At 73.2% G+C, this 24,402-nt stretch carries 20 protein-coding genes; 10 read left to right on the top strand and 10 right to left on the bottom strand.

From position 1 onward, the window contains the following. Positions 1–754: 754 nt before the first annotated feature. On the top strand, positions 755–2,134 hold the full coding sequence (locus tag LMU33_RS04280) for an MFS transporter (RefSeq protein WP_228617471.1): 1,380 nt from the start codon (positions 755–757) through the stop codon (positions 2,132–2,134). A 210-nt stretch (positions 2,135–2,344) separates the two neighbouring features. Here LMU33_RS04280 and LMU33_RS04275 read toward each other — a convergent pair whose 3' ends face one another. The 4 genes from LMU33_RS04275 to lnt form a co-directional block, all read right to left on the bottom strand. Then, positions 2,345–4,264 (bottom strand): helix-turn-helix domain-containing protein, encoded by a 1,920-nt coding sequence (locus tag LMU33_RS04275; RefSeq protein ID WP_228617469.1) that lies wholly within the window; start codon positions 4,262–4,264, stop codon positions 2,345–2,347. A gap of 76 nt (positions 4,265–4,340) precedes the next feature. After that, positions 4,341–5,162 (bottom strand): 3-hydroxybutyrate dehydrogenase, encoded by an 822-nt coding sequence (locus tag LMU33_RS04270; RefSeq protein WP_228617467.1) that lies wholly within the window; start codon positions 5,160–5,162, stop codon positions 4,341–4,343. A 54-nt stretch (positions 5,163–5,216) separates the two neighbouring features. Continuing rightward, positions 5,217–5,696, bottom strand: a complete 480-nt coding sequence (locus tag LMU33_RS04265) for an NUDIX hydrolase (protein WP_228617465.1) — start codon at positions 5,694–5,696, stop codon at positions 5,217–5,219. A gap of 89 nt (positions 5,697–5,785) precedes the next feature. Continuing rightward, positions 5,786–7,396 carry an apolipoprotein N-acyltransferase gene (gene lnt, locus LMU33_RS04260; RefSeq protein ID WP_228617464.1) on the bottom strand — a complete coding sequence of 537 codons (1,611 nt, stop codon included), beginning with the start codon at positions 7,394–7,396 and terminating at the stop codon, positions 5,786–5,788. A 413-nt stretch (positions 7,397–7,809) separates the two neighbouring features. Between lnt and LMU33_RS04255 the strand changes: the two genes are divergently transcribed. Continuing rightward, on the top strand, positions 7,810–8,781 hold the full coding sequence (locus LMU33_RS04255) for an O-antigen ligase family protein (RefSeq protein WP_228617462.1): 972 nt from the start codon (positions 7,810–7,812) through the stop codon (positions 8,779–8,781). A gap of 38 nt (positions 8,782–8,819) precedes the next feature. On the opposite strand, the gene LMU33_RS04250 is transcribed toward LMU33_RS04255, so the two are convergent. Both LMU33_RS04250 and LMU33_RS04245 read right to left on the bottom strand, forming a co-directional pair. Next, entirely contained in the window at positions 8,820–9,365 is a 546-nt protein-coding gene (locus LMU33_RS04250; protein ID WP_228617460.1) for a hypothetical protein, read from the bottom strand. A gap of 105 nt (positions 9,366–9,470) precedes the next feature. After that, positions 9,471–10,256 carry a glutamate racemase gene (locus LMU33_RS04245; RefSeq protein WP_228617458.1) on the bottom strand — a complete coding sequence of 262 codons (786 nt, stop codon included), beginning with the start codon at positions 10,254–10,256 and terminating at the stop codon, positions 9,471–9,473. A 69-nt stretch (positions 10,257–10,325) separates the two neighbouring features. Between LMU33_RS04245 and LMU33_RS04240 the strand changes: the two genes are divergently transcribed. Continuing rightward, positions 10,326–11,489, top strand: coding sequence for a glycosyltransferase (locus LMU33_RS04240; RefSeq protein ID WP_228617638.1), 1,164 nt, complete (start codon positions 10,326–10,328; stop codon positions 11,487–11,489). 6 nt (positions 11,490–11,495) lie between these two features. On the opposite strand, the gene LMU33_RS04235 is transcribed toward LMU33_RS04240, so the two are convergent. Further along, positions 11,496–12,881, bottom strand: a complete 1,386-nt coding sequence (locus tag LMU33_RS04235) for a TerD family protein (protein ID WP_228617637.1) — start codon at positions 12,879–12,881, stop codon at positions 11,496–11,498. Between the two features lie 293 nt (positions 12,882–13,174). On the opposite strand from LMU33_RS04235, the gene LMU33_RS04230 reads away from it, so the two are divergent. The 5 genes from LMU33_RS04230 (at position 13,175) to LMU33_RS04210 (ending at position 18,341) form a co-directional block, all read left to right on the top strand. Next, the gene (locus LMU33_RS04230) at positions 13,175–13,612 is read left to right on the top strand and encodes a DUF6643 family protein (RefSeq protein WP_228617456.1); all 438 of its coding nucleotides are present in this window, start codon (positions 13,175–13,177) and stop codon (positions 13,610–13,612) included. 43 nt (positions 13,613–13,655) lie between these two features. Then, positions 13,656–14,480, top strand: coding sequence for an MOSC domain-containing protein (locus LMU33_RS04225; protein ID WP_228617454.1), 825 nt, complete (start codon positions 13,656–13,658; stop codon positions 14,478–14,480). Positions 14,481–14,667: 187 nt separating this feature from the next. Continuing rightward, positions 14,668–15,273, top strand: coding sequence for an Rv1733c family protein (locus LMU33_RS04220; protein WP_228617453.1), 606 nt, complete (start codon positions 14,668–14,670; stop codon positions 15,271–15,273). A 232-nt stretch (positions 15,274–15,505) separates the two neighbouring features. Then, entirely contained in the window at positions 15,506–17,944 is a 2,439-nt protein-coding gene (locus LMU33_RS04215) for a right-handed parallel beta-helix repeat-containing protein (RefSeq protein WP_228617451.1), read from the top strand. Positions 17,945–17,990: 46 nt separating this feature from the next. After that, the gene (locus LMU33_RS04210) at positions 17,991–18,341 is read left to right on the top strand and encodes a VOC family protein (protein ID WP_228617449.1); all 351 of its coding nucleotides are present in this window, start codon (positions 17,991–17,993) and stop codon (positions 18,339–18,341) included. On the opposite strand, the gene LMU33_RS04205 is transcribed toward LMU33_RS04210, so the two are convergent. Next, positions 18,338–20,665: a hypothetical protein gene (locus tag LMU33_RS04205; protein WP_372477869.1), complete on the bottom strand. Its 2,328-nt coding sequence runs from the start codon at positions 20,663–20,665 to the stop codon at positions 18,338–18,340. The genes LMU33_RS04210 and LMU33_RS04205 overlap by 4 nt on opposite strands. Before the next feature lie 291 nt (positions 20,666–20,956). On the opposite strand from LMU33_RS04205, the gene LMU33_RS04200 reads away from it, so the two are divergent. Then, complete coding sequence (locus LMU33_RS04200; protein WP_228617447.1) at positions 20,957–21,787, top strand: DeoR/GlpR family DNA-binding transcription regulator; 831 nt, start codon at positions 20,957–20,959, stop codon at positions 21,785–21,787. Between the two features lie 68 nt (positions 21,788–21,855). Then, a complete protein-coding gene (locus LMU33_RS04195) occupies positions 21,856–22,329 on the top strand; it encodes an SRPBCC family protein (protein WP_228617445.1) in 474 nt (157 codons plus the stop codon). Here LMU33_RS04195 and LMU33_RS04190 read toward each other — a convergent pair whose 3' ends face one another. Together LMU33_RS04190 and LMU33_RS04185 are read right to left on the bottom strand one after the other, a co-directional pair. Then, positions 22,330–23,121, bottom strand: coding sequence for an enoyl-CoA hydratase/isomerase family protein (locus tag LMU33_RS04190; RefSeq protein ID WP_228617444.1), 792 nt, complete (start codon positions 23,119–23,121; stop codon positions 22,330–22,332). Next, positions 23,118–24,383, bottom strand: coding sequence for a cytochrome P450 (locus LMU33_RS04185; RefSeq protein ID WP_228617442.1), 1,266 nt, complete (start codon positions 24,381–24,383; stop codon positions 23,118–23,120). The genes LMU33_RS04190 and LMU33_RS04185 overlap by 4 nt, the downstream gene beginning before the upstream one ends. Between the last annotated feature and the right edge of the window lie 19 nt (positions 24,384–24,402).

Genomic DNA, 24,402 nt, shown 5'->3' with positions numbered 1-24,402 from the left:
TCGAACGCCTCTCTCACAGGCGCTGTCACACGTCTGTCACCAACTACTCCGACTCCCCCGGACCGCGACGCCCTGACCTGGTATTACGCACCCTGCCTGGACTGACGTGGACGCCCGAAGACGGTTTCTACGACATGTGCCAGGTGGGACCGTCAGCTCGGAGCGGGCACCTACGGCCAATCCAACAGAGCCGCAGCCCCAAGGTCTGCATCGGTCAAGATCCCGGACCATTCCCGGGCCAGCAGTCCCGGCAAGATCCCCACGGCTGCCATATTCGCAGGTCAGCGAGCTGCTTGCGCTGTACCACCAGCAGACGAAGAATCTGCTGGGCCGAACGCCTACCACGTGCAGGCGCAACGCCTTGTCCTTGCCCGCAGAGCCGAGCGGCAAAGCGGGGTCGACCTCTCGTTCAGGTCGCCTACCACGCAACGGCCCTGAGCCGATCGGCCCCAAGATGTCCGAGTTCAACGGAGCGCAGTCAGCACCAAGTCAGCACGGGAGGGGCGAGCACGGGTGATGACGTGGGCCGTTGGTAAGCACCACGCCGTCAAATCGCGTCGAACCACGCGTCCCGGACAGTACTCGTTTCGACTACGTCCAAGCCCCTGAACCGCCCTTCCGTGATCCAGCATGGTGGCCGCACGCATAGCCAACCCCCGAACTATGGTGCCCCACCACATGTGCCCCTGACCTGCATCTTCCTACGGTGTGCCAACACCTACCCGTCCCCACCGCACACGAGGAAGTGGCGCACATGGCATCCGAAGCAACAACCGCTCCCCCACCCCCCGCCAGCCTCCCCCGTATCGTCGCCGCCAGCCTCATCGGCACCACCATCGAGTGGTACGACTTCTTCCTCTACGGCTCCGCCGCCGCGCTGGTGTTCAACAAGTTGTTCTTCCCGGACTCCGATCCCCTCGTCGGGACGCTGCTGTCCTTCCTGACGTATGCGGTCGGATTCGCGGCCCGCCCGCTGGGGGCGCTCGTGTTCGGGCACTACGGTGACCGGCTGGGGCGGAAGAAACTGCTGGTGCTGAGCCTCGTGATGATGGGCGGGGCGACGTTCGCCATCGGGCTGTTGCCCACGCACGCCACGGTCGGGGCCGCCGCGCCCGTGCTGCTGACCACGCTGCGGCTCGTCCAGGGATTCGCACTCGGCGGTGAGTGGGGCGGTGCCGTCCTGCTGGTGTCGGAGCACGGAGATCCGCGGCGGCGCGGTTTCTGGGCCTCGTGGCCGCAGACCGGCGCGCCGGCGGGGCAGTTGCTCGCCACCGGTGTGCTCTCGCTGCTGACCGCCGTACTCTCCGACCACGCCTTCGGGGCCTGGGGCTGGCGGGTTCCCTTCCTCCTCTCCGGCGTGCTCGTGCTGATCGGTCTGTGGATTCGGCTGTCCGTCGACGAATCGCCCGTGTTCAAGGAGGCGTTGGCGCGGGCCGAGTCCCGGCGCACACAGGAGGCGGAGAAGCTGCCGCTCGTCTCCGTGCTGCGGCACCACTGGCGGGACGTGCTGGTGGCGATGGGCGCTCGCATGGCGGAGAACATCAGCTACTACGTCATCACCGCCTTCATCCTCGTCTACGCCACCACCTCGGCCGGGGTCTCCAAGCAGACCGCGCTCAACGCCGTACTCATCGGCTCCGCCGTGCACTTCGCCGTCATCCCGGCCTGGGGCGCGCTGTCCGACCGGGTCGGGCGGCGGCCCGTGTACCTGCTCGGCGCGGCCGGTGTCGGCCTGTGGATGTTCCCGTTCTTCTCCCTCGTGGACACCGGGTCGTTCGGCTACCTGGTGCTGGCCGTGACCGTCGGGCTCGTGCTGCACGGCGCGATGTACGCGCCGCAGGCCGCCTTCTTCGCCGAGATGTTCGCAACCAGGATGCGGTACTCGGGCGCGTCCATCGGCGCCCAGTTCGCCTCCGTGGCGGCCGGCGCGCCGGCCCCGCTCATCGCCACCGCCCTGCTCGACGACTACGGCAGCTCCACTCCGATCGCCCTGTATGTGATCGCCGCCGCGGTGCTGACCCTGATCGCCGTGGGCGTGGCCCGGGAGACGCGGCACCGGGATCTCGCCCGCATCGAGGCCGAGGGCGGCGAGTCCGCCGCTGCCGGTACGGCCGCGGAGGCGAGGACGGTCTGACCGGAACGGCCGCGGAGGCGGGGGCGAGGACGTGCCCGTCGGCTCGGCCTCGCACCGGCCGGCGCGGCTCGCCCGACCGCCCTCGCGCTCCGCCCGGCCGGCGCGGGGCCGCTCAACCGCCGTCGCCCCCCGCCCCCGCCCCCCGCCCGCCGCCGTCGCACCCCGCGCGCACATCCGATGCCCGGCCCTCGTACGGTGCCCGTACGGGGGTCAGCGTCTGTCCGGGGCCGCCAACCGGTGCAGCCGCAGCGCGAGTTGGATCTCCAGGGCGCGGGCCGGGGTCTGCCAGTCTCCGCCCAGCAACCGGCCCACCCGCTCCAGCCGTTGGGCGACGGTGTTCACGTGGACGTGCAGCGCGTCCTTGGTGCGGGCCGGGCTCATCCCGCAGTCGAAGTACGCGTCGAGGGTGCGCAGCAGTTCCGTGCCGCGTCGCTCGTCGTAGGACACGACCGGGCCGATGGTGCGGTCGACGAAGCCTGATATGTCCCGTTCGCCGGCGAGGAGCAGGCCGAGGAAGCCGAAGTCCTCGGCCGCCGCGCCGTCCCCGGCCCGGCCCAGCAGGTGCAGCGCCTCCAGGCAGCGGCGACCCTCGGCGTAGGCGGTGGCGACCGTCTCGGGATGGGTGGCGAGGTCGGTGACGGGGGCGGAGGCGCCGACCGTGACGGATTGGTGCACGGCCGTGCCCAGCTGGCGGGCGGCGCGCCGGGCCAGATCCGTCGCTGTGTCGCGGGCGGCGAGCGGCAGCAGCAGGACGGTGCCGCCGTCGCGTGCGGCGGCCAGGCCGTGCCGGGTCGCGGCGAGGTGGGAGGCGGCCGACCACAGGCGGCGGCGGGCCGCGGCCTCCTCCTCGGCGTCGGCGGCCGGGCCGTCGAGTCGTGCGGCGAGGACGACATGGGTGGCGTCCAGGTCCGCGTGCAGTCGGGCGGCGCGTTCGCGCAGCAGGCGCGGATCGCGGTCGCGCGCGTCCAGCAGGTCGTCCAGCAGCTCGCCCCGCACCCGCTGCTCGGCCTCGGCCGCCGAGCGGCGGGCGAGCAGGAGCAGCGAGGTGACCATCGCCGCGCGCTCCAGGGTGCGCTGGTCGACGGGGTCGAGGCCGGGATGCCCGCGCAGGACCAGCGCGCCGAGGAGTTCACCGCCCGCGGCGACCGCGGCGATCCAGTCGTTGCCGTGCCGTACGGCGTGTCCCTCGGCGCGGGACGCCTCCAGTGCTTCGGCCGGTGCCGCGTCGGCCTCGCTGAACTCGACGGTGCCGTCGAGGACTTCGGAGACGGCGGCGGCCACGTCGTGCACCCCGCCGCCGCGCAGGACGAGTTCGGCGAGCCGGTCGTGGACGTCGGAGGCGCGCTCGATGACCGCGCTGCGGTCCCGGATGATCTCGTTGGCGCGCTCCAGGCCGGCCAGGGCGGCGCGGGTCTCGGTGAGCAGATTGGCGGTGTCGATGGCGGCCGCGGCGAGCGCGGCGAAGGAGCCGACCAGGGCGATCTGCTCGCGTTCGAAGACCCGTGCCCTGCGGTCGGCGGCGAAGAGCACGCCGATGACGTGCGGGCCGAGCATGAGGGGGACGCCGAGGATGGCGACCAGGCCCTCGTCGCGAACGCCCGCGTCGATGGTGAGGGTGTGCTGGAAGCGGGCGTCCTTGAAGTAGTCGTCCGTGACGTACGGCCGGGTCGACTGGGCGACCAGTCCGCCGAGTCCCTCGCCCATGCCGAGGCGCAGCTGCTGGAAGCGGGCGGAGACCGAGCCCTCGGTGACCCGCATGTAGGTGTCGCCGCGCGCCGGGTCGTTCAGCGTGAGGTAGGCGACGTCCGTGCCGAGCAGGGAGCGGGCGCGCTGCACGATGGCCTGCAGGACGGCGTCCAGGTCACGCAGACCCGCGAGGTCATGGGCGGTCTCGAACAGCGCGGACAGCTCCGCCTCGCGGCGCCGGCGCCCCTCCAGCTCGGACCGGACCCGCAGGGCGAGCAGCTTGGCCCGCTCCAGCGCGGCGATCCGCTCGGCCGGACCGCCCTCGGCGCGGGCGAGCAGCACCGGCTGCTCGTAGGCCTCCGGGGAGGCATCGCGGGCGAGCAGCTCGAGGTAGGCGGCCTCGGTGCTGCCGCTGGGCGCCGACTGAACGTGATCGCGAGACATGGTCACAGGATTCCGCATCGCCCGCCCGGCCCGTCAGGCCTGTGGAAAACTCCCCGGCCGGGCAGAGCAGGACGCTTCAGTGGGCCGTCCATCCGCCGTCGAGGACCAGCGAGGTTCCGGTGACGAAGGACGCCTGCGGGCTGCACAGGTAGGCCACCGCCTCCGCGACCTCCTCCGGTTCTATGAGCCGCTGAACCGCGCTGTCCTTGAGCAGGACCTCGGACAGCACGCGTTCCTCGGGGATACCGTGCGCCTGCGCCTGGTCGGCGATCTGCTTCTCCACCAGGGGCGTGCGCACATAGGCCGGGTTCACACAGTTCGAGGTCACCCCGTGGGCGGCGCCTTCCAGAGCGGCCGTCTTCGACAGGCCCTCCAGACCATGTTTGGCCGCCACATACGCGGACTTGTAGGCAGAGGCGCGCAGACCATGGACGGAGGACACATTGACGATCCGGCCCCAGCCCTGCGCGTACATGTGCGGCAGGGCGCCGCGGATGAGGCGGAACGGCGCCTCCAGCATCACCGTCAGCACGGTGTGGAAGACCTCGGGCGGGAACTCCTCGATGGGGCGCACCAGTTGCAGCCCCGCGTTGTTGACCAGCACATCGGCGCCGGCGGCGGCGCGCTCGGCGGCATCGAGGTCGGTCAGGTCCACGACGTGCGGTTCGACGGTCCCGGGCAGGTCACCGGCCCGTTCCGCCTGCTGGGCCAGCTCGGCCAGGCCGGGCGCGTCCCGGTCCACGGCCCGCACCCGCGCACCGGCGGCCGCGAGCCGCAGCGCGCAGGCGCGGCCGATGCCGCTTGCAGCACCGGTGACGAGGGCGGTACGGCCGCCGAGGTCGAGGGGGAGGGGGAGGGGCTGGGGGCGAAGGCCGAGTGGGGGGCTGGACGAGGTCATGTGCCGACCCTAAGTGGCCCCCACCCGTCACCACATGTGGTGGCCGCCCATACTTCAGCCCACGGTCGTAGGGTCAAACCATGTGGGTGCCTCGGACATGGCCTGCTTGATCCGGAAGCGGCCGAACTCGTGGAGCTCCGGCAGCGCGTCCACCGTGAACCAGCCCACTTCCAGGGACTCGTCGTCGTTGACCCGGGCCTCGCCGCCCACGGCGCGGCAGCGGATGGTGATGTCCATGTACTGGCACTGGTCACCGTTGGGGTAGGTGACCGGCTGCAGGGCCTGGACGAGGACGACCCGCTCGGCCACGCAGTGCACCGCCGTCTCCTCGAAGACCTCCCGCACGGCACAGGCCGCGGGCTGCTCGCCTGGCTCCGGGATCCCCCCGGTCACCGACCACTTGCGGGTGTCGGCCCGCCGGCCCAGGAGCACTCTGCCCTCGTCGTCGAAGACGATCGCGGTGACCCCGGGAAGCCAGAGCAGTTGCCGGCCGGCGGTGGCCCGGAGGGTGCGGATGAAGTCAGGAGTAGCCATGGGCCCGACCCTAACCGGCCCGGCCCGCACTCTCCTGGCGGTCCAGGGGGCGTACGGCCCGGTTCAGGAGTCCTACGCCGGTCGTACGGTCACGCGCCACCGGTGCGCCGACGGCGCAGCCCGGACCCGGTCGCCCAGCCGACTCCGCCCGCGGCGACCAGCACCAGGGCGATCTCCGGGAGAATGCCCAGCTGCGTCGCGGGGGTCTTGGACGTGCGCAGCGGCACCTTCTGGACGAGGTAGGCGGGCACGAACATGCCGGTCTTCTGGGTGATCTTCCCGTCCGGCATGATGACCGCGCTGACACCGCTGGTCACCGGCACGGTGACGGTGCGGCTGTGCTCGACAGCGCGGATCCGGGACATGGCGAGCTGCTGGTAGGTCATCTCGCTGCGGTCGAAGGTCGCGTTGTTGCTCGGCACGGAGATCATCTCCGCGCCATGGGTCACGGTGTCCCGCACGGCCCAGTCGAAGGCGGCCTCGTAGCAGGTGTCCAGGCCCACCTTGGCGCCGTCGATGTCGAACACGCCCGGGGTGCTGCCGCGGCTGAAGTCCTGCCGGACCATTCCGGTCCAGTTCTTGTTGACCGCGCCGACGAGACCACGCAGCGGGAGGTACTCGCCGAACGGCTGGATCTGCCGCTTGTCGTAGGTCTGCGTCGGTCCCTTGACCGGGTCCCACAGGATCTGCTCGTTGAGCAGTTTGCCGTCCTTCTCGACGACCCCGCCGACCGAGACGGGCACACCGACGGCCTTGGCGGCGCCCTCGATGACGGCGGCCGCGTCGGGATTGGTGAAGGGGTCGATGTCGGAGGAGTTCTCCGGCCACAGCACGTAGTCGGGCTTCGGGGCCTTGCCCGCCTTGATGTCGGCGGCGAGCCTGAGCGTCTCGCGCACGTGGTAGTCGAGCACCGCCCGCCGCTGGGCGCTGAACTCCAGCCCGGAGCGCGGGACGTTGCCCTGGATGAGCGCGACGGTCCGGGTGCCGTCCTCGGCCTTGTCGCTCACCAGCGGCCGGGCGGCGACCGCGCCCGCCACCGGGACGGCCACGCTCAGCAGCGCGGCGGCCGCCGCGCCTCGCCGCAGGACCCGGGTCCGGCGCCCCTCGGCGATCAGCCGGCCGGCCTCGTACAGGCCGAATCCGCACAGGACGACCGCGAAGCCGAGCACGGGTGTGCCGCCCACCGCGGCCAGTGGCAGGAAGACCCCGTCCGCCTGTCCGAAGGCGATCTTGCCCCAGGGGAAGCCCCGGAAGGGCACGCGCGCGCGTACCGCCTCGCCCGCGATCCAGAGGGCGGCTGCCCACACCGGCCAGGCCGGCAGCCTGGAGACGGCGGCGACACCGACGCCCACCAGGGCGATGAAGACCGCCTCGATGGCGACGAGAGCCAGCCAGGGCCCGGGACCCACCTCCACCCCGGTCCACACCAGCAGCGGCAGCAGGAAGCCCAGCCCGAAGAGGTAGCCGAGGCCGAGGGCCGCCTTCCAGCCACGGCCGCGCAGCAGCCAGCCGAAACCGGCGAAGGCGGGCAGCGCCAGCCACCACAGGGTGCGCGGCGGGAAGCTGACGTAGAGCAGCACTCCGCAGAGCGCGGAGGCGAGGGCCGGGACCAGGCGGAGCAGGCGGCCGCGGAACGCGCTGGGCGCGGGGGACGGCTGGAGCTGATCCGGCTGGTCCACGGAAGTTGCGGTGACGGTCACCCGGGTGAGTGTACGGCGGCCACCTGGGCCCCCGACAGCGCGGTTCGAGGGCCGGGACCGGCTCCGCGGACCGTGGTCGTCGCGGGTCGCCGCCCTGCGCTGCTCGCCGCGGCACCGACCCGCTCCCCCACGACGAGCACCAGTCCCGGCACCGGCCCCTGGCACATGACGTTTCCGCCGCCCCACCACCACTTTCCGCCGCATCTCGTGCCCAATCCGGTCATCAGCCGCTACGGTGAGCCCAGCCTCGGCAGTGCGGCCGGATCCGGCGCCATGCCCGGCCGTGGCCTGAGGCAGGGCTTGGGGACCGGGGACAAGGGGCAGCCGTGGGGGCGACGGGGACGACGAGGTCCGCGGCCGGTGTGGATGCGGGCGCGGCGGACGTCAGACGAAACGTTTCTGACGGTGCGGGCATGATCCTGCTGGGCGCCTGCGCCGGCTGGTCGCTCATCACCGCGGCGGCACATGACGGACGTCCCGAGGGCGTCCTGCTCGCAGTGCTCGCCGTGGCCGCCGGTCATGCCGTCGGCCGGGTCTCCGGGGCCCTGTTGCCGGTGGCCGCGCCGTGCGCCGGGGCGGCGGCCGGACTGTCCCTGACCGTGGCCCTGCCCGCTCTCTCCGCAGGTCCCCGGTACGCCGCTCCGCTCGGCCACGCCGGTGGCACCGCCGCCCTGCTGACCCTGGCCACGGGCGCCGCGTGCTGCGCCGCCTGGGCAACGCCCGTACCGGAGCTGAGGCTGGTGCTGCGGCTGCCGGCCGTCGGAATCGTGCTGGCCGGGGCGGTGCTGGGGTCGGTGGCCGGGTGCGTGGCGAGTGCGGCCGTACTGCTGTGTTCGCTCGCGGCGGGCTCGGTGCCCCGCCGGGGCGCGAGTCTGCTGGGCCTGGCGGTGGCGGCGGCGCTGGCGGCCGGAACGGCCTGGGCCCTCGCCGCCGACGTGCTGCCGGGCGGTCTCACCCGGGTGCTCGAAGGCCGGCTGGGCGCGCACCGGGTCGCGCTGTGGCAGGACGCCCTGCACCTGGCGGGCCGGAACCGGGGGCTCGGCGTCGGCCCGGGGAGGTTCGGCGAGCTGGGCGGCACGACCGCGCAGACCCTGTCCGCCGACGGCAAGCCGCACTCGGCCCTGCTCCAGTCGGCGGCGGAGCAGGGCGTCGTCGGGGTGCTCCTGTTCGTCGCCGCGTTCTGCTGGGTGCTGCACGCGCTGTGGCGCTCTCCTCGCTCCACCCCGGTCGCGCTGACCACGGGAGCGGCCCTGACGGCGCTGGCCGTGCTCGCAGTGGCGAGCGACGCGCTCAGCTTCACCACCGTGACCGTGGGCGCCGGGCTGCTGGCCGGCTGGGCGACGGCACGGCCATGGGCACGCGACGGAGCGGCGCCCCGGCCCTGAGCGGTGTCGTTCCCCCCGCCGCTACGCGGCGCGCGACCTCAGCGGCCCGACCCCGGAGTGATCGTCCGCAGCCGCTCCCTGATGACCCGTACCGCCGACTCGGCGTTGTCCACGGTGATCGTGAAGGTGTGGCCGTCCCACAGGCTCAGCACGACGCCCTCGCCACGGCGTACGACCACGGCCGTGCCCTTCTCCGGGCGCCACCGGTAGCCCCAGCCGCCCCAGTGCCGGGGGGTGACGAGGGCGGTGAACTCGGCGCCTGCCACATGGGAGAGAGGGATGCGCCGGCGCGGCAGCCCCATGTGGCCGCAGCGCACCTCGACGCATTCCTTGTCGAGCCTGAGGTCGACGTGCACGAAGGCGAGCGTGCCGAAGAGGACCAGCAGACCGGCGGCGATGCAGCCCACGACCGACATCGCCAGTGGGGCGACACCGGAGGTCCATGCCGAGTCCACGGCCAGCTCGATGCCGAGCGCCATACACGCCGCGCCGACCAGCGCCAGCAGCCACTGGACCCGGTTCGTGGCGCGCCCGGTCCAGACCTCGGGCTGCGGGCCGTCATCGGCGTGGCGGGGGTCCCTCATGATTATGAGGTTACTCAGGTTTCGCTGCGCGGGGAGGGCGTGGCAGACGGTGACTGCCCCGGGTGGACCAGCGCGGGTCGGCGCGCGGGCGGCGCCGGCGGCCGGTCAGCGGACGGAGGTGACCGCCTGCAGGAAACGGCCTTCCTCGTACGACAGCGCCGTGTCGGGCAGCGTGGCGCCGCGGCCGCTGAGCAGCACCGTGAGGGTGGTGTCGGCGACGGCGGCCGGGGCCGGCTCCGCGCCGATCCGGCGCAGGGCCTGCGCGGCCACCGCGCCTGCGGAGCCGTGCAGTGCGAGCGGCGGACGGCCGGGCCGCTGGACGGCTGCCCGGATGCGCTCGCCGACCAGCTCGTAGTTGGTGCAGCCCAGGACGACGGTGGTCACGTCCTCGGGGGTGCGGGCGGCGGCCGAGGCGATCGCGGCGTCGATCGCGCTCTCGTCCGCGTGGTGGACCGCGTCAGCGAGGCCCGGGCAGGCCACCTCGGTGACGGCCGCACCGGCGGCGAACTGCTCGATCAGGTTCCGCTGGTAGGCGCTTCCGGTGGTGGCGGGGGTCGCCCAGATCGCGACATGCCCGCCGCCCGCCGCGGCCGGCTTGATCGCCGGGACCGTACCGATGATCGGCAGATCCGGTTCGAAGCGGGCCCGCAGTACCGGCAGGGAGTGCACGGACGCGGTGTTGCAGGCGACGATCAGGACATCGGGCCCGTGGGCGGCGGCGGCCTCGCACACGGCGAGGGCCCGCTGGGTGATGTCCTGCGGGGTGCGCGGCCCCCAGGGCATCCCGTCCGGGTCCCAGGAGAGCACGAGATCCGCGTCGGGCCGCAGCCGCCGTACCGCGGCGGCGGCGGGCAGGAGGCCGATTCCGGAGTCCATGAGCGCGATCTTCACCCGGCCACGATAGACGATCGGGCCTTGCGGGCCTGTCGGGTGGGGCACACTGCGGGCGTGAGCGCCCTGATGTGGATCACCGTCGTGTCGCTGGCCGCCTGGTGCTGGATGCTGCTGTGCCAGGGCTTCTTCTGGCGCACGGACGTCCGGCTGCCGCCTCGCCGGGAACCGGACGCATGGCCGTCGGTCTGTGTGGTCGTACCGGCCCGGGACGAGGCCGCGGTGCTGCCCGCGAGCCTGCCGTCGCTGCTGGCGCAGGACTATCCGGGTCGGGCCGAGGTCTTCCTGGTGGACGACGGGAGCACGGACGGCACCGGGGAGCTGGCCCGCGAGCTGTCCCGGCGGCAGGGCGGGCTGCCGCTGACCGTGGCCTCGCCGGGTGAGCCGCCGGCGGGCTGGACGGGCAAGCTGTGGGCGGTCCGGCACGGCATCGGCCTGGCACGCGCGCGTGATCCCGCGTATCTGCTGCTGACGGACGCGGACATCGCGCACGCGCCGGACAGCCTGCGCACGCTGGTGGCCGCGGCCCTTGCCGGGGGCTTCGACGTCGTGTCGCAGATGGCGCGGCTGCGGGTGGAGAGCGCGTGGGAGCGACTGGTGGTCCCGGCGTTCGTCTACTTCTTCGCGCAGCTGTATCCCTTCCGGTGGATCGGCCGGAAGGGATCGCGTACGGCAGCGGCGGCGGGCGGCTGTGTCCTGCTGCGTGCGGGCATGGCGGAGGAGGCGCGCATCCCGGACGGCATCCGGCAGGCCGTCATCGACGACGTGGCGCTCGCGCGCGCGGTGAAGGACGCCGGCGGGCACCTCTGGCTGGGGCTGGCCGACCGGGTGGACAGCGTGCGGCCGTATCCGCGGCTGCACGACCTGTGGCGGATGGTCTCGCGCAGCGCCTACGCCCAGCTGCGGCACAGCCCGCTGCTGCTCCTCGGTACGGTCGCCGGGCTGGCGCTGGTGTACCTGGTGCCGCCCGCCGCGGTGGTCGTGGGCGCGGCGGGCGGCTCTGCGGTGACTGAGGTCGGCGGCGCTCTGGCGTGGGCGGTGATGGCGGGGACGTACGTGCCGATGCTGCGCTACTACCGGCAGCCGCCGTGGCTCGCCCCGCTGCTGCCGCTCACCGCGCTGCTGTACCTCCTGATGACGGTCGACTCGGCCGTGCAGCACTACCGGGGGCGCGGTGCCGCCTGGAAGGGCCGCACGTACGCCCGGCCCGATGCCGTGCCGGACGAGGGCTGACCCCGGTCACTTGCGGCCGGGCGTCCAGTTCATGCCCCATCCGTAGGCGCGGTCTATGGTCCGCTGCGGGCTCACTCCGCGCTCCGGCACCAGATACCGCGCCTCGCGCTGCACCAGGAGGTCGCCGCCGGTGTTGGTGATCAGGGCTAGGGCGCACACCGTGGACGGCACGGTGCACTCGTCGAGGGAGAAGTCGATCGGGGCGCCGTGCTGCGGCTGGAGGGTGACGGTGGCGTGCAGGTCGGCGAAGGAGCTGGCGCCCTCGTAGATGGTGACGAAGACGAGGATGCGCCGGAAGTCCTGCCGGTGATCGAGGTTGATGGTGAGGTTCTCGCCGCTCGCCACGGCACCGGTGCGGTCGTCGCCGTCGAGGTGGATGTACGGCGGCCGGTTGAGCGAACCGAAGGCGTTGCCGAGAGCCTGTACGACGCCTTTGCGGCCGTCGGCGAGTTCGTACAGGGCGCACAGGTCGAGGTCCAGCTCCCCTCGCCCGCCGCCCCACCGGCCGCCCCAGCCGGAGAGGTTTTTGTGCATCTGCCAGTTCAGGTTCACCCGCATGGCACCGGAGGTGCCGCCCTGCTTGGCGAGCGAGACGGAGGGCGCCGTCTTGGTCAGGGTGACCTTGGACAGGCGGACCGGCTGGGCTGCCGGAGGGGGCACGGGTGCGGACGGCGTCGTCGGGGGCGGCATCGTCGGAGGCGGCGGCGCGGGGGACGGCGCGGGAGGTGCGGGCGGCGCCATCGGGGTCGGCGCGGGGGGCGGAGGCGGTGTCAGCGGGGTGGACGCGGGGGGCGGAGGCGGTGTCACGGGGGCGGGCGCGGGAGGCGGGGGCGGTGTCGCCCGGCGTTGCGCGGCGGCCGGTGCGGCGTGCTGGGGTGCGTCCACGGTGATGCCGAAGTCCGTTGCCAGGCCCTCGAGTCCGCTGCTGTAGCCCTGGCCCACGGCGCGGAACTTCCAGCCGCCCTGGCGGCGGTAGAACTCACCGAGCACGAAGGCCGTCTCCACGGTCGCGCCGGGGCTGTCGAAGCGGGCCACCGCCTGGCCGCTCACGGCGTCGGTCACCTCGATGTAGAGGCCGGGGACCTGTCCGAAGGTTCCGCCGTCGGCGGAGGCGGCGAGGACGATCCGCTCGATCGCGCCCTCCACGCGCGCGAGGTCGACGGACAGGCTGTCGGTGACTCCCGCGCCGGTCGCCTGCTTGCCCTCGTGGCGCACGGCGCCGGAGGGATGGGCGGGCTGGTTGTAGAAGACGAAGTCGTCGTCGGAGCGGACCTTCCCGGTGGCGAGCAGCAACGCGGAGGCGTCCGCGTCCGGCACGCCGGGTCCCGAGCGCCAGCCCAGTTCCACGCGCAGCGCCGTGCTCGGCACCGGCGCGTTCGCCCCTTTCAGCATGGACATGCCCGCCCCCATCCGTGTCGGCTTCCGGACACCCTCGGTCGTCCAGGTCATCCCTACCCGCACAACCTATTCGCCGGTACGGCCAACGCCCACGACCGGCGCAGGAAGATCCCCGGCCAACTGCCGGTAACCCCGCAGGAACTCGCCCTTTACACGATTAAAACGCGGCCCGACGTCCCTTTTTGCCGAATTCGCTCAGATTGGGGATCCCCGGTCACTGCAGGCACGGAAAACAACCCTCTTATCGGTCTCCCCAACGAGCACATCGTGGGCTTAACTTATGTGCCATGACCTCCCCCCGCTCCACTTATGGTGGCGGCTACTACTCCGCCTCCTTCCCGGACACCCCGATCTACGACTCGCTCGTCGCCGAGCGCGGCACCCCGCAGATCGCCCCGATCCGGGTCCCCGCCGCCTACGACACGGGCAGCAACCTGCCCGCCCTGCCGTCGGCCCTGCCCGCCCTCCCGGCGGCACCCTCCCCGCAGGCTCCCGCCTACGGCTACCCGCAGATGCCGCAGCCCGCGCCCCTGCAGCAGGCGCCCGCCGCGTACATCCCGCAGCAGGCCACCGCCCCGCGGGGTTACCCCGGCCCGCAGGCCCCGCAGCAGCAGCGTCCGATGGGCATGGGCACGGGTTACGAGGCCATGCGCCCCGCCGCGCCGCGGCCCGCCCCGGCTCCCTACCAGGACCCGTACAACAACCAGCAGTACCGCGGCTACTGACCGGCGCCCCGTCACTGTCGGTGCCTCCTGGCACGATGGCGGTATGGGAAACGCCGAACTGCAGTCGATCCACGTTCATCCGGTCAAGGCGTTCCGGGGTCACACAACCCGGGAGGCTGTGGTGGAGCCCTGGGGCCTGGCCGGAGACCGGCGCTGGACGCTGATCGACGACGGGGGAAAGGTCGTCACACAGCGCGAACAGTCGCGCCTCGCGCTGGCCGCCGCCGAGCCCCTGGCCGGCGGCGGCGTTCGCCTGTCGGCGCCGGGCCAGGCGCCCTTGACGGTGTCCGTGCCCGGGCCGGCCGGAACCGTGCCGGTGAACGTGTTCGGCACGAAGGTCGAAGCGGTCCCGGCCGCCACTGCCGCGCACGCCTGGTGCAGCGCCTATCTGGGAGCGGACGTCCGCCTGGTCCACATGGACGATCCGGCCACCCGCCGCCCCGTCGACCCCGAGTACGCCCTGCCCGGCGAGACGGTGAGCTTCGCCGACGGCTACCCCTTGCTGGTCACCACGACGGCCTCCCTCGACGCCCTGAACTCCATGATCGCCGCGGGCGCGCACGCCGCCGAGGGTCCGCTGCCGATGAACCGCTTCCGGCCGAACGCCGTCATCGCCGGCACCGAGGCCTGGGCCGAGGACCACTGGTCACGGATCTCCATAGGGGAGGTGGTCTTCCGTATCGCGAAGGCGAGCGGACGTTGCGTCGTGACCACCGTCGACCAGGACACCGCCGTACGCGGCCGGGAGCCCCTGCGCACCCTGGCGCTGCACCGCAAGGCCGGATCGAGGCTGCTGTTCGGCCAGAACCTGGTGCCCCTCTCACGCGGCACGATCAGGGTCGGGGACCCGGTGCGGGTGCTGGGGTAGCGCACAACTCCGGTTCGCCGGCGGGGGGAACCCGGGACGGGTCCCGGTCGTTGGGAGGACATGAGAGATTCGTGAGAAGCCGCGTGTGTGACCGCTCGCGGTGGACGTGATGTCGCTCTCTCTTGCTCCGGGCTGCGGATGCGCTCCTCCGCCGGGGGATATGACGGAGCGAAAGGGGGTGGGGGACGTGGGGGCAATCAGTGGCCTGTGGCGCTGGCGGCACAATCCGCTGCGCCGCGCGACCGACCTGGCCGAGGCATGGGTGGCCCTCGTGGCGCTGGTGCTGATGGCCGTGGCAGCGCCCGTGACCGGCTGCCTGGTCGGCGCCGCCGCCCAGGCCTCGCTGCAGCGCTCCGTGCGCGAACAGCGGCACACGCGCCACCTCGTCATGGCCACGGTGGTGCGTGACCTTGGCGAGACCCCGCTGGAGACCGACCCCGACACCACGGCGGCACGCGAGTCCCGCAACCGTGTCCTCGCGGACTGGACCGCGCCGGACGGCACCCTCCGGCACGGCACGGCCCTGGCGCACCTCAAGTCCCCGCACCCGGGAGACCACTTCGGACTCTGGACCGACCCCCACGGCCGAATAGCGACCCGCCCGCTGGACTCCCTCACCGCCACGACACACGCGGTGCTCGCCGGCATCGGCGCGGCCCTGCTGGCCACGGGCCTGGTCGAGAGCGGCAGGCGGCTGACCCTGTGGCACATGCTCCGCAGCCGGTACGCACGCTGGGACCAGGCCTGGGACCGGGCGGGCCCGGACTGGGGCAAGGCGGGCACCGGCTGCTGACGGCCTTCCGGCTCTGGTCAACCCACCGTGCACGCACACGCTACGGTGGACCGGCCGAAGCGCTTTCGGCAACAACCCGCGGGTGAGCGAACCGCAGGGGCACGCGCAGGTTTTCGGGAGCGCGAACGCGCACCAGCCCCAGGGGCTGAGCACGGTCGCGGTCCCGGCGCCGACGGCAGGTCCCCCGAGGGAGCGAGCCATCAGTACGACGAGGTGGGGGCACAGCAACGCCATGGCACAGGGCACGGTCCAGGTGACGCACACCGGTACGTCGCGGTGGCGGCGCCGCACAGGCGAGTACGCATCGCTCGCCGCTGCCCTGGAGGCCGCCGCCGACGGCGACGTCCTCACCATCGCCCCCGGCACCTACCGGGAAAACCTCGTGGTCCAGCGGGCGGTGACGCTCCGTGGCCCCGAGGGCTCCCCCGGTTCGGTGCGGATCGCACCCGTGGACGGTGTGCCGCTCACCGTGCGCGCCTCGGCCGTGGTGCAGGACCTGCACGTGGAGGGCCAGGACGCGGCGGCGCCCGCACTGCTGGTCGAGGAGGGTACGCCCGAGCTGATGGACGTGCGGATCGTGACCCGGTCCGCCGCGGGAATCGAGGTGCGCGGCGGCGCCCGGCCGACCGTGCGCCGGTGCACCGTCGACAACCCGGCCGGCATCGGCGTCGCCGTACTCGACGGCGGCAGCGGGGTGTTCGAGGAGTGCGAGGTCGTCGCCGCCGGGCAGGCTGGCGTGGCCGTCCGCGGCGGTGCGCATCCGCGCCTGGAGCGCTGCCGTGTGCACCACGCGTCGGGCACCGGGGTGACCGTGACGGGCGAGAACTCCGCGCTGGAGGCAGTGGGTTGCGAGATCTACGAGGTGCGCGGCTCCGGTGTGCAGGTCACCCAGCGGGCGACGGCGCATCTGACCGACTGCGATGTGCACCGCACCACCGCCGACGGCGTCACCCTGGACACGGACGCGGTGCTCACGCTCGCCGACTGCCGCATCCACGACATCCCGGAGAACGCGGTCGACCTGCGCTCCCGTTCGGTGCTCACGCTGACCCGCACGACGGTCCGTCAGTTCGGGCGCAACGGCCTGTCGGTGTGGGATCCGGGGACCCGGGTGGACGCCCACCAGTGCGAGATCTTCGACAGCACGGGCGACTATCCGGCGGTGTGGGTCAGCGACGGCGCGACGGCCGTCCTCGACTCCTGCCGGGTGCACGACGTGCCGGACGCCCTGTTCGTGCTGGACCGCGGTTCGCGCGCGGACGTCGTGGACAGCGACCTGTCGCAGGTGCGCAACACGGCGGTGTCGGTGAGCGACGGGGCGACCGCGCAGCTCGACGACTGCCGGATCCGGGAGGCGGCGACCGGAGCGTGGTTCCGTGACCACGGCAGCGGCGGCACGCTGAACAACTGCTCCCTGGACGGCACCCAGACCGGCGTCATCGTCACCAAGGGCGCCGACCCGACCATCGAACGCTGCACGGTCGACTCCCCCGCCGAAGCCGGCTTCTACGTCTCCGCGGGCGGCCGCGGCAGCTTCCTGAACTGCCGGGTCAGCGGCAGCGCCGGGTACGGCTTCCATGTGATCGACGGCTGCCGGGCGACGCTGCGCAAGTGCCGCACGGAGCGCTGCGCGCGCGGCGGTTACGAGTTCGCCGACGCCGGACCGGACGCCGCGTCGGCGGCGGGCCCGGTCGTGGAGGACTGCACCAGCGACGAGAGCGGCGGCATGCGGCGGCCCGCGGTCCGCGAGACCGCCGTGCAGACCGTGTCGCACTCCCCCGGGCTGCTCGGCTCGATCCCGGGGCAGCGCAGCACGGAGCAGGAACCCCTGGTCGCCGTCGCCGAGCCCGGGAAACCGGTGCGGACGTCGAAGGACGTGCTGGGGGAACTGGACGCGCTGGTGGGCCTGGAGAGCGTCAAGCGCGAGGTGCGGGCGCTGACCGACATGATCGAGGTCGGCCGGCGCCGGCAGCAGGCGGGCCTGAAGGCGGCCTCGGTCAAGCGGCATCTGGTCTTCACCGGCTCGCCCGGCACCGGCAAGACGACGGTCGCCCGGCTCTACGGCGAGATCCTCGCCTCCCTCGGTGTGCTGGAGAAGGGACACCTGGTGGAGGTGTCCCGGGTGGACCTGGTCGGCGAGCACATCGGTTCCACCGCGATCCGCACCCAGGAGGCGTTCGAGAAGGCGCGCGGCGGTGTCCTGTTCATCGACGAGGCGTACGCCCTGTCCCCGGAGGACGCAGGACGTGACTTCGGCAAGGAGGCCATCGACACTCTGGTGAAGCTGATGGAGGACCACCGGGACGCGGTGGTGGTGATCGTCGCCGGCTACACGGCGGAGATGGAGCGCTTCCTCTCCGTCAACCCCGGTGTCGCCTCCCGCTTCTCCCGCACCATCACCTTCGGCGACTACGGTCCCGAGGAACTGCTGCGGATCGTGGAACAGCAGACCGACGAGCACGAGTACCGGCTGGCGCCGGGCGCGTCCGAGGCGCTGCTGAAGTACTTCACGGCCATCCCGAAGGGCCCGGCGTTCGGCAACGGCCGCACCGCCCGGCAGACCTTCGAGGCGATGGTGGAACGGCACGCGAGCCGCGTCGCCCAGCTGGCGGACCCCAGCACGGACGATCTGACCCTGCTGTACGCGGAGGACCTTCCGGAGCTGCCCTGAGCACCACGGCACCCCGGCCTTTCGCACGAGCTCCTGGAGGACGCGGATGAAGGCGCTGGCGACGCTCGCCCGGCTCTTCGTGGACGACCTGGACAGGGCGCTGCCCGCTCTGCGCGAGCTGACCGGCCAGGACGTCCGTACGCGCTTCTCGTACGGCGAGGTGGAGGTCGCGAGCATCGGCGGCTTTCTGCTGGTCGCGGGCAGTGAGCAGGCCCTCGCCCCGTTCCGGCAGGTGCAGAGCACGGTGCTCGTGGACGACCTGGACGGGCTGCACGCGCTCGTGACGGCCCACGGCGGGGAGGTTCTCGACGGGCCGCGGGAGGTGCCGACGGGTCGTAACGCGACGGTGCGGCACCCGGGCGGAGTCGTGCTGGAGTACGTCGAGCACACGGCCTAGCCGGTGTCGGCCCGGTGCTCCGTGGGCTCCGGCCGTGGCCCCGGCAGCTCCGGGCGCAGCCGGCCCAGCAGGCGGGCGCGTTCCCGGGCGAAGACGGGGTCGGCCTGGTAGTCGGAGTGCCCGAGGATGGGCGCCGGGAGGGGATGCGCGGGCGTGCGGCCGTAGGCGAGCGGGTCCCGCAGGGGGCCGTGGTCGACCTCGGGCATGTCGTCGTCGGGGACGCGGACGGGGCCGCCGATGGGGTCGGTGCTGCGGTACAGGTTGCCCCAGCAGGCGACGTCGCGGTGCAGGGCGGCGAGCGCGGGCGGTCCGAAGTGGGCCGGGAACCAGCGGCCGTAGAGGCGTTCCAGCGGGGAGCCGTAGGTGAGCAGCGCGATCCGGCCGCGGACGGACGGGGGCAGCTGCCAGGCGGCGGCCGCGGCCAGGACGCTGCCCTGGGAGTGGCCGGAGAGCACCAGCCGACCGCCGGTGCGCTGCGTCCAGGTGGCCATGCGCCAGGTCAGGTCCGGTACCGCGCGCTCGGCGTAGCACGGCGGTGCGAAGGGGTGCGCGGCGCGCGGCCAGAAGGTGCCGACGTCCCAGAGGATGCCGATCGTGCGCCGCGCCGAGGCGTCCTTGTAGGCGCGCCTGCCCCAGGTCACGAAGAGCACGAAGCCGAGGCCGACCAGCCAGGAGCCCAGGGCCTGGGAGGTCTCGGCGACGGCCTGCAGGGCGTCGTAGGTGCGGCGGGCGGCTCCGCCGGGGGTCTTCCGGGTGGCCAGCGCGACGGCCAGCGCGACGGCTCCGAGCAGCAGGGTGGTCACGGCGAGCACGGCGACGACGAGGGGTGCCCGGTCGGTGAGCGTGGCCATGGCGCGGACGTGGGCGATGGCGCGGGTACGGCCCGGGTCCTCGGGTTCGCCGGGGTGCTCGTGGCGGATCCGCTCGCGTTCGGCGCGGGCCAGCCGGGCGGCGCCGAGGCCGAGGCGGGCGGCGAGGAGCAGCAGCACCGCGAGGACCGGCGGGATGGTGGACGCCTGCCAGGTCAGCAGGATCGGCGGCCCGGGGAGCGCGGTGTGGGTGCCGTCGAGCCAGTCGGCGACGCGCTGCGCGACCCCGCCGGACATCACGCCGCCCAGCGCGCAGGCGAGCAACGCGACGGCCGGTCCGCCCAGGCCCCGCATGCCGGCGCGCGGATTGCAGCTGCGGCGGTGGAGGCACCCGGCCACGACGGCGAGCGCGACGACCAGCAGCCCCTGGGCCAGCATGAGGGCGCCGAAGGCGGGGTCGCCCGGCAGCCGGCCGGTGGACCGCCAGCCGGGCCGGGTCCAGCCGGCGTAGGCCACGGTGAGCAGCAGCAGGGCGAGCGCGCCGAGCGGCAGGAGGCGTACGAGGTGGCGGTCGAGTTGCTGGTCGAGGCGGTTCTCGCTGCGGCCGCGGCGGCAGACCACACCCGCGGCCGCCGCCGCCCAGGCCAGCAGGGCCGCGGTGACCAGCCGGCCGAGGGTGTCCAGGACGGCGGGGCCGCCGGGCCGGTGGTCGAAGCGGACCGCGGGGGCCGCGACGGCGGCGGCGACGGTCAGCAGGGCCGCGGCGGTGTGCGCGGCACGCAGCCGGGCCACGAGGCGGCGCCCGTACCAGAAGCCGGGCCTGGTCAGCGCGCTGCCGTCGCTGTCCGGCCCGGGCTCGTAGGCCATCGGCCGATGGGATTCGTACGCGCTCCAGGTCCGGCGGGAGAGGTACCAGAGCAGGGCCGTCAGCGCGGTCGGCACCAGTGCGGCGAGCGCGAGCCGGCGGCCGGGCAGGCTCCACCAGGTGGCGTGCCCGCCGGGGGGCACGGACGCCGGGGGTGCGAGGAAGGCCAGCCAGGAGTGGCGGTGGGCGCAGGACCGGACTCCGGCGCACTGCCAGGCCACGAGGTCCAGGGCCACCTCGCAGGCGGCGGCCACCAGCAGCACGGTCAGGCTGAGGGCGGCAAGCCGTACGAGGAGGCCGTACAGGCGGACCGTGCGGTGCCGGCCGGGCGCGGCGGGGCGCATCCAGTGGGCGAGGTTGACCACCATGAACGGCAGCAGCAACAGCCACAGGGCGCGGCTGCTGTCGCCGGAGGTGAGGTTGCACCAGACGTACGCCTCCTGGACGGGCCGGTCCAGGGGTTCCTTCCCTTTCCCGGCCTCGGCGTCCTCGGCGCGTCGGAAGACGGCGGCCGTGTCGTCGCCGGTGACCCGGACGGTGCGCGGGTCGCCGAGCATCGCCTCGGGAGTGGTGCCGCCCACCCCGTGCACCAGCAGTTCCAGCTCGGCGTCCGGCTGCCCCGCGCCGCGGGGTTCCTGTGCGTGGTCCACCGTTCTCGCACCCCCGTGACGCACAGAAGGACAGTGTCGATGCGGGCTTCAGGATCTCCGGTCCGGGGGTGTCGTACACCTCTCGTCACGGAATCTCCCCGATCCGTGTGACACCGCCCGGGGCGGGCCTGGCGGATGTGGCATGTGCGCGTCGTGACAGGTGATGGCGCAACCGGTCCCGACCCGTGACAAGATGGGACGCCCGCGTATCTCCGGCCGGCCGGAACCTCCTGGTCGGGGCCGGTGCACCGGGCGTGTCGGACGGACTGCGGCGAAAGGACCGGAGCGTACGTGAGTGAGAATCAGAACCTCCTCGCGGAGCAGCGCCGCGCCCTGATCCTGGACGAGGTCCGGCGCCGGGGCGGTGTGCGGGTCAACGAACTGACCCGCAAGCTCGGCGTGTCGGACATGACCGTACGCCGTGACCTGGACGCCCTCGCCCGCCAGGGCGTGCTGGAGAAGGTGCACGGCGGCGCGGTGCCGGTGGTCGAGGCCAGCACGCACGAGCCCGGCTTCGAGGCGAAGTCGGGTCTGGAGCTGACCGCCAAGGAGGACATCGCGCGCGCCGCCGCCAAGCTGGTCACCCCGGGCACGGCGATCGCCCTGTCCGGCGGTACGACGACGTACGCGCTCGCCCAGCAACTGCTGGAGGTGCCGGACCTGACCGTCGTGACGAACTCGGTGCGGGTCGCGGACGTCTTCCACGCGGCGCAGCGCACCTCGGGCCAGCGGCAGGGCGCGGCCACGGTGGTGCTGACCGGCGGCGTGCGCACCCCGTCGGACTCGCTGGTGGGACCGGTGGCCGACCAGGCGATCGCCGCCCTCCACTTCGATCTGCTGTTCCTCGGTGTGCACGGCATATCGCTCGAGGCCGGGCTGTCCACGCCGAACCTCGCCGAGGCGGAGACGAACCGGCGGCTGGTGCACTCCGCGCGCCGGGTCGTGGTGGTCGCCGACCACACCAAGTGGGGCACTGTGGGCCTGAGTTCCTTCGCGGCGCTGGAGCAGGTGGACACGCTGGTGACCGACGCGGGCCTGCCCGCCGAGGCGCGTGCGGAGATCTCCGAGCACCTGCGGGTGGTGGTGGCGGGCGAGCCCGGGGAAGACGACGCAGACATCTGAGGGTCTGTCAGCTATGGTGGCCGCCCGGTCGACCGCTCCGGCGGGAGTGGCACAAGGGGGTTGCGTCCATGGCTCGTCGTCTGCGCCCGGTGGACCTCGACTTCGTCGGGGCCGCGCCCGTACGTCTGGTCTTCGCGCGGGAGGTCTCCGCGTCCCCCGAGGCGGTCTTCCGCGCGCTCGCGGAGGACGTGCCCGGCTGGACGCAGTGGTTCTCGGCGGTGACGCTCGCCCGTGCCACCGACGGCGGCGCGGGGCGTGAGATCCGGCTCAGGGGCGGGACGCGGTTCGAGGAGACGGTGCTCGCGGCCAAGGCGCCCGAGGTGTATGCCTACCGCGTCGACACCACCAACGCGCCGGGCGTGCATGCCCTGGCCGAGGAGTGGCGCCTGGCTCCTCGGGGCACGGGCACCCGGGTGCAGTGGACCTTCGCCGCGGACGGGTCGGCGCCGTTCCGGTTCGCCCTCGGGCTGGCCCGGGCGGGCCTCGGGCGCGCCTTCCGTGACGCGGTGACGTCCCTGGACCGGCGCCTGGCGAGGCGTTGATCAGCCGGTGCCGAGGGCGTGGTGCGACTCGGTGAGCACCGCTGCCATCAGTTCCGCGTCCAGTGCGGAGACATCGGCCAGACGCGAGGCCGCGGAGAGCGAGTTGAGCAGGGTCTTGGTGACGCGCAGCGCTGCCTGGGGGCGGCGGACGATGGGTCGGGCCCAGGCGGCGACGGCCGCGTCCAGTTCGTGAGCGGGGACGACCTTCTGCAGGATGGACAGGGACTGGGCCTCCGCCGCGGTGATGGCGCGGCCGGTGAGGACGATCTCGCGGACGCGGGCGGCGCCGATCTCGTTGATGAGGCGCGGCAGGAGGCCGCCCCATGCGGTGGGCAGCCCGAGCGCGAGTTCGGGCAGCCGGAAGGTCGCGTCCTCGGATCCGACCCGCAGATCGCAGGCGAGCGCGAGGGCGAAGCCCGCCCCGATGGCCTTTCCGTGGACGCGCGCGATGGTGACGGCCGGGTTGGAGGTCAGGGCCTCGCAGACGCGCCGCGCCTTGGCACCCGACATGCGGATGGCGCTGCCCGTGGGGTCGTGGGCGAGGTGCCGGGCGGACTCGCCGCGGTCCCCGCCGAGGCAGAAGTCGTCACCGCGCCCGGTGAGCACGAGCACCCGGACGGCCGGGTCCTGGTCCTGGAGGACCGCAAGAAGGTCGTCCAGCAGGGCGTCGGTGACGGTGTTGCCCTGCTCGGGGGTGTTCAGCTCGACGGTGAGGACGGGACCCTCCCGGTGGGTCCGCAGGGTCGGCCGTACGGCACCGGCCGGGAGGGTCGTGAGGGGGAGGGCGGTCATGTCGTCACTTTCAGGGAGGTGATGCGCCGGAAGACCATCCGGTTCGCATACGTCGGTCCCGCGGTCGGCCGCAGGGTGGGGAATCGTTCCAGCAGGTGGGTGAGCAGGATTCGGGCCTCCAGGCGGGCCAGGCCCGAGCCGAGGCAGTAGTGGACGCCGCCGCCGAAGGTGAGGTGGGCGCCCTTGCGGCGGATGTCGAAGTGGTGGGGGTCCGGGTTGCGGCGCGGGTCGTGGTTGGCGGCGCCGTACAGGACGTGGACGGTGGTGTCCTTGGCGATGGGCACACCGGCGAGGACGGTGTCGTCGGCGGCGAAGCGCGAGTTGAGGTGGATCGGCGGGTCGTAGCGCAGCGTCTCCTCGATCGCGTCGTCGACGTGCTCGGGATGCCGGCGCAGCCAGTCGGCCCGGGCCGGGTCCTGGGTCAGGAACCACACGGCGTTGGTCAGCAGGGTCGCGGTGGTCTCCAGGGAGGCGATGGTGATGAACATCGTCAGGTCGTACAGCATCTGGTCGGCCGCCGCGCGGTCGTCGGGGTACTGGGCGTCCCAGTAGCGGATCCAGCCGCTGAGGACGTCGTGGCCGGGGTGGGCGCGCCGGTGGGCGACAAGGCCGGTGAAGTAGGCCCGCATCTCCAGGGTGGCCTCGGCCGAGACGGCCAGTTCGCTCTTGGTGGGGGTCAGTTCCTGGGCGTGGACCTGCCGGTGGGTGAAGTCCAGGATGTGCGGGTAGTGCTCGGCCGGGATGGCGAGCCAGTGGCCGACGGTGTGGATGGGCAGCCGGTCGCCGACCGTGGTGACGAAGTCGGCCTCGCCGTGGGCCCGCAGTTGTAGGGCGAGGCGGTCCAGGAGTTCGGTGACATGGGCGACGATCCGGGGCCGCATGGCCTCGAGGGTGCCGCGGTCGAAGAGGTTGCCCAGGGCGCGGCGCCGCACGGTGTGCTCGGGCGGGTTGAGGCGGGACAGCGTCCGTGTCATCTCCCGGGTCGCCGGGTCCTGCCAGCGAGCCATGTCCGGCCGGCGTTGCTGCCAGGCGAAATCCGGCACGAGCCAGTCCCTGCCGCGCAGGATCTGGTCGCAGGCATCGAATCCGGTCACGAAGTACCCGCCCCAGGGAGCGGGTACCACTTCGCCCAGTGCGCGCAGTTCGTCCCAGACCGGGAGGGGGTTGGCCCGGCCCTCGGCGGAGCGGAGGCGACGAAGGAGGGGGATGACGGCTCGGCGGTCGGTGGGGGTGATACCGCGTATGACGCCAACGGCGGTCACGCGAAGCTCCTTTGTGGCT

Source organism: Streptomyces barringtoniae (assembly GCF_020819595.1).
GTDB lineage: Bacteria > Actinomycetota > Actinomycetes > Streptomycetales > Streptomycetaceae > Streptomyces > Streptomyces barringtoniae.
Note: the sequence above shows the minus strand (reverse complement) of the source record. Positions and strands in the feature narration are given on the sequence as shown.

Bases quoted from the DNA above. Each gene is read 5' to 3' on its own strand.
- LMU33_RS04235 (WP_228617637.1), bottom strand. From the start codon at position 12,881: ATGCTGAAAGGGGCGAACGCGCCGGTGCCGAGCACGGCGCTGCGCGTG.
- LMU33_RS04275 (WP_228617469.1), bottom strand. From the start codon at position 4,264: ATGTCTCGCGATCACGTTCAGTCGGCGCCCAGCGGCAGCACCGAGGCC.
- LMU33_RS04250 (WP_228617460.1), bottom strand. From the start codon at position 9,365: ATGAGGGACCCCCGCCACGCCGATGACGGCCCGCAGCCCGAGGTCTGG.
- LMU33_RS04225 (WP_228617454.1), top strand. From the start codon at position 13,656: ATGGGAAACGCCGAACTGCAGTCGATCCACGTTCATCCGGTCAAGGCG.
- LMU33_RS04195 (WP_228617445.1), top strand. From the start codon at position 21,856: ATGGCTCGTCGTCTGCGCCCGGTGGACCTCGACTTCGTCGGGGCCGCG.
- LMU33_RS04210 (WP_228617449.1), top strand. From the start codon at position 17,991: ATGAAGGCGCTGGCGACGCTCGCCCGGCTCTTCGTGGACGACCTGGAC.
- LMU33_RS04280 (WP_228617471.1), top strand. From the start codon at position 755: ATGGCATCCGAAGCAACAACCGCTCCCCCACCCCCCGCCAGCCTCCCC.
- LMU33_RS04230 (WP_228617456.1), top strand. From the start codon at position 13,175: ATGACCTCCCCCCGCTCCACTTATGGTGGCGGCTACTACTCCGCCTCC.
- LMU33_RS04270 (WP_228617467.1), bottom strand. From the start codon at position 5,162: ATGACCTCGTCCAGCCCCCCACTCGGCCTTCGCCCCCAGCCCCTCCCC.
- LMU33_RS04240 (WP_228617638.1), top strand. From the start codon at position 10,326: ATGTGGATCACCGTCGTGTCGCTGGCCGCCTGGTGCTGGATGCTGCTG.
- LMU33_RS04190 (WP_228617444.1), bottom strand. From the start codon at position 23,121: ATGACCGCCCTCCCCCTCACGACCCTCCCGGCCGGTGCCGTACGGCCG.
- LMU33_RS04215 (WP_228617451.1), top strand. From the start codon at position 15,506: ATGGCACAGGGCACGGTCCAGGTGACGCACACCGGTACGTCGCGGTGG.
- LMU33_RS04265 (WP_228617465.1), bottom strand. From the start codon at position 5,696: ATGGCTACTCCTGACTTCATCCGCACCCTCCGGGCCACCGCCGGCCGG.
- LMU33_RS04255 (WP_228617462.1), top strand. From the start codon at position 7,810: ATGATCCTGCTGGGCGCCTGCGCCGGCTGGTCGCTCATCACCGCGGCG.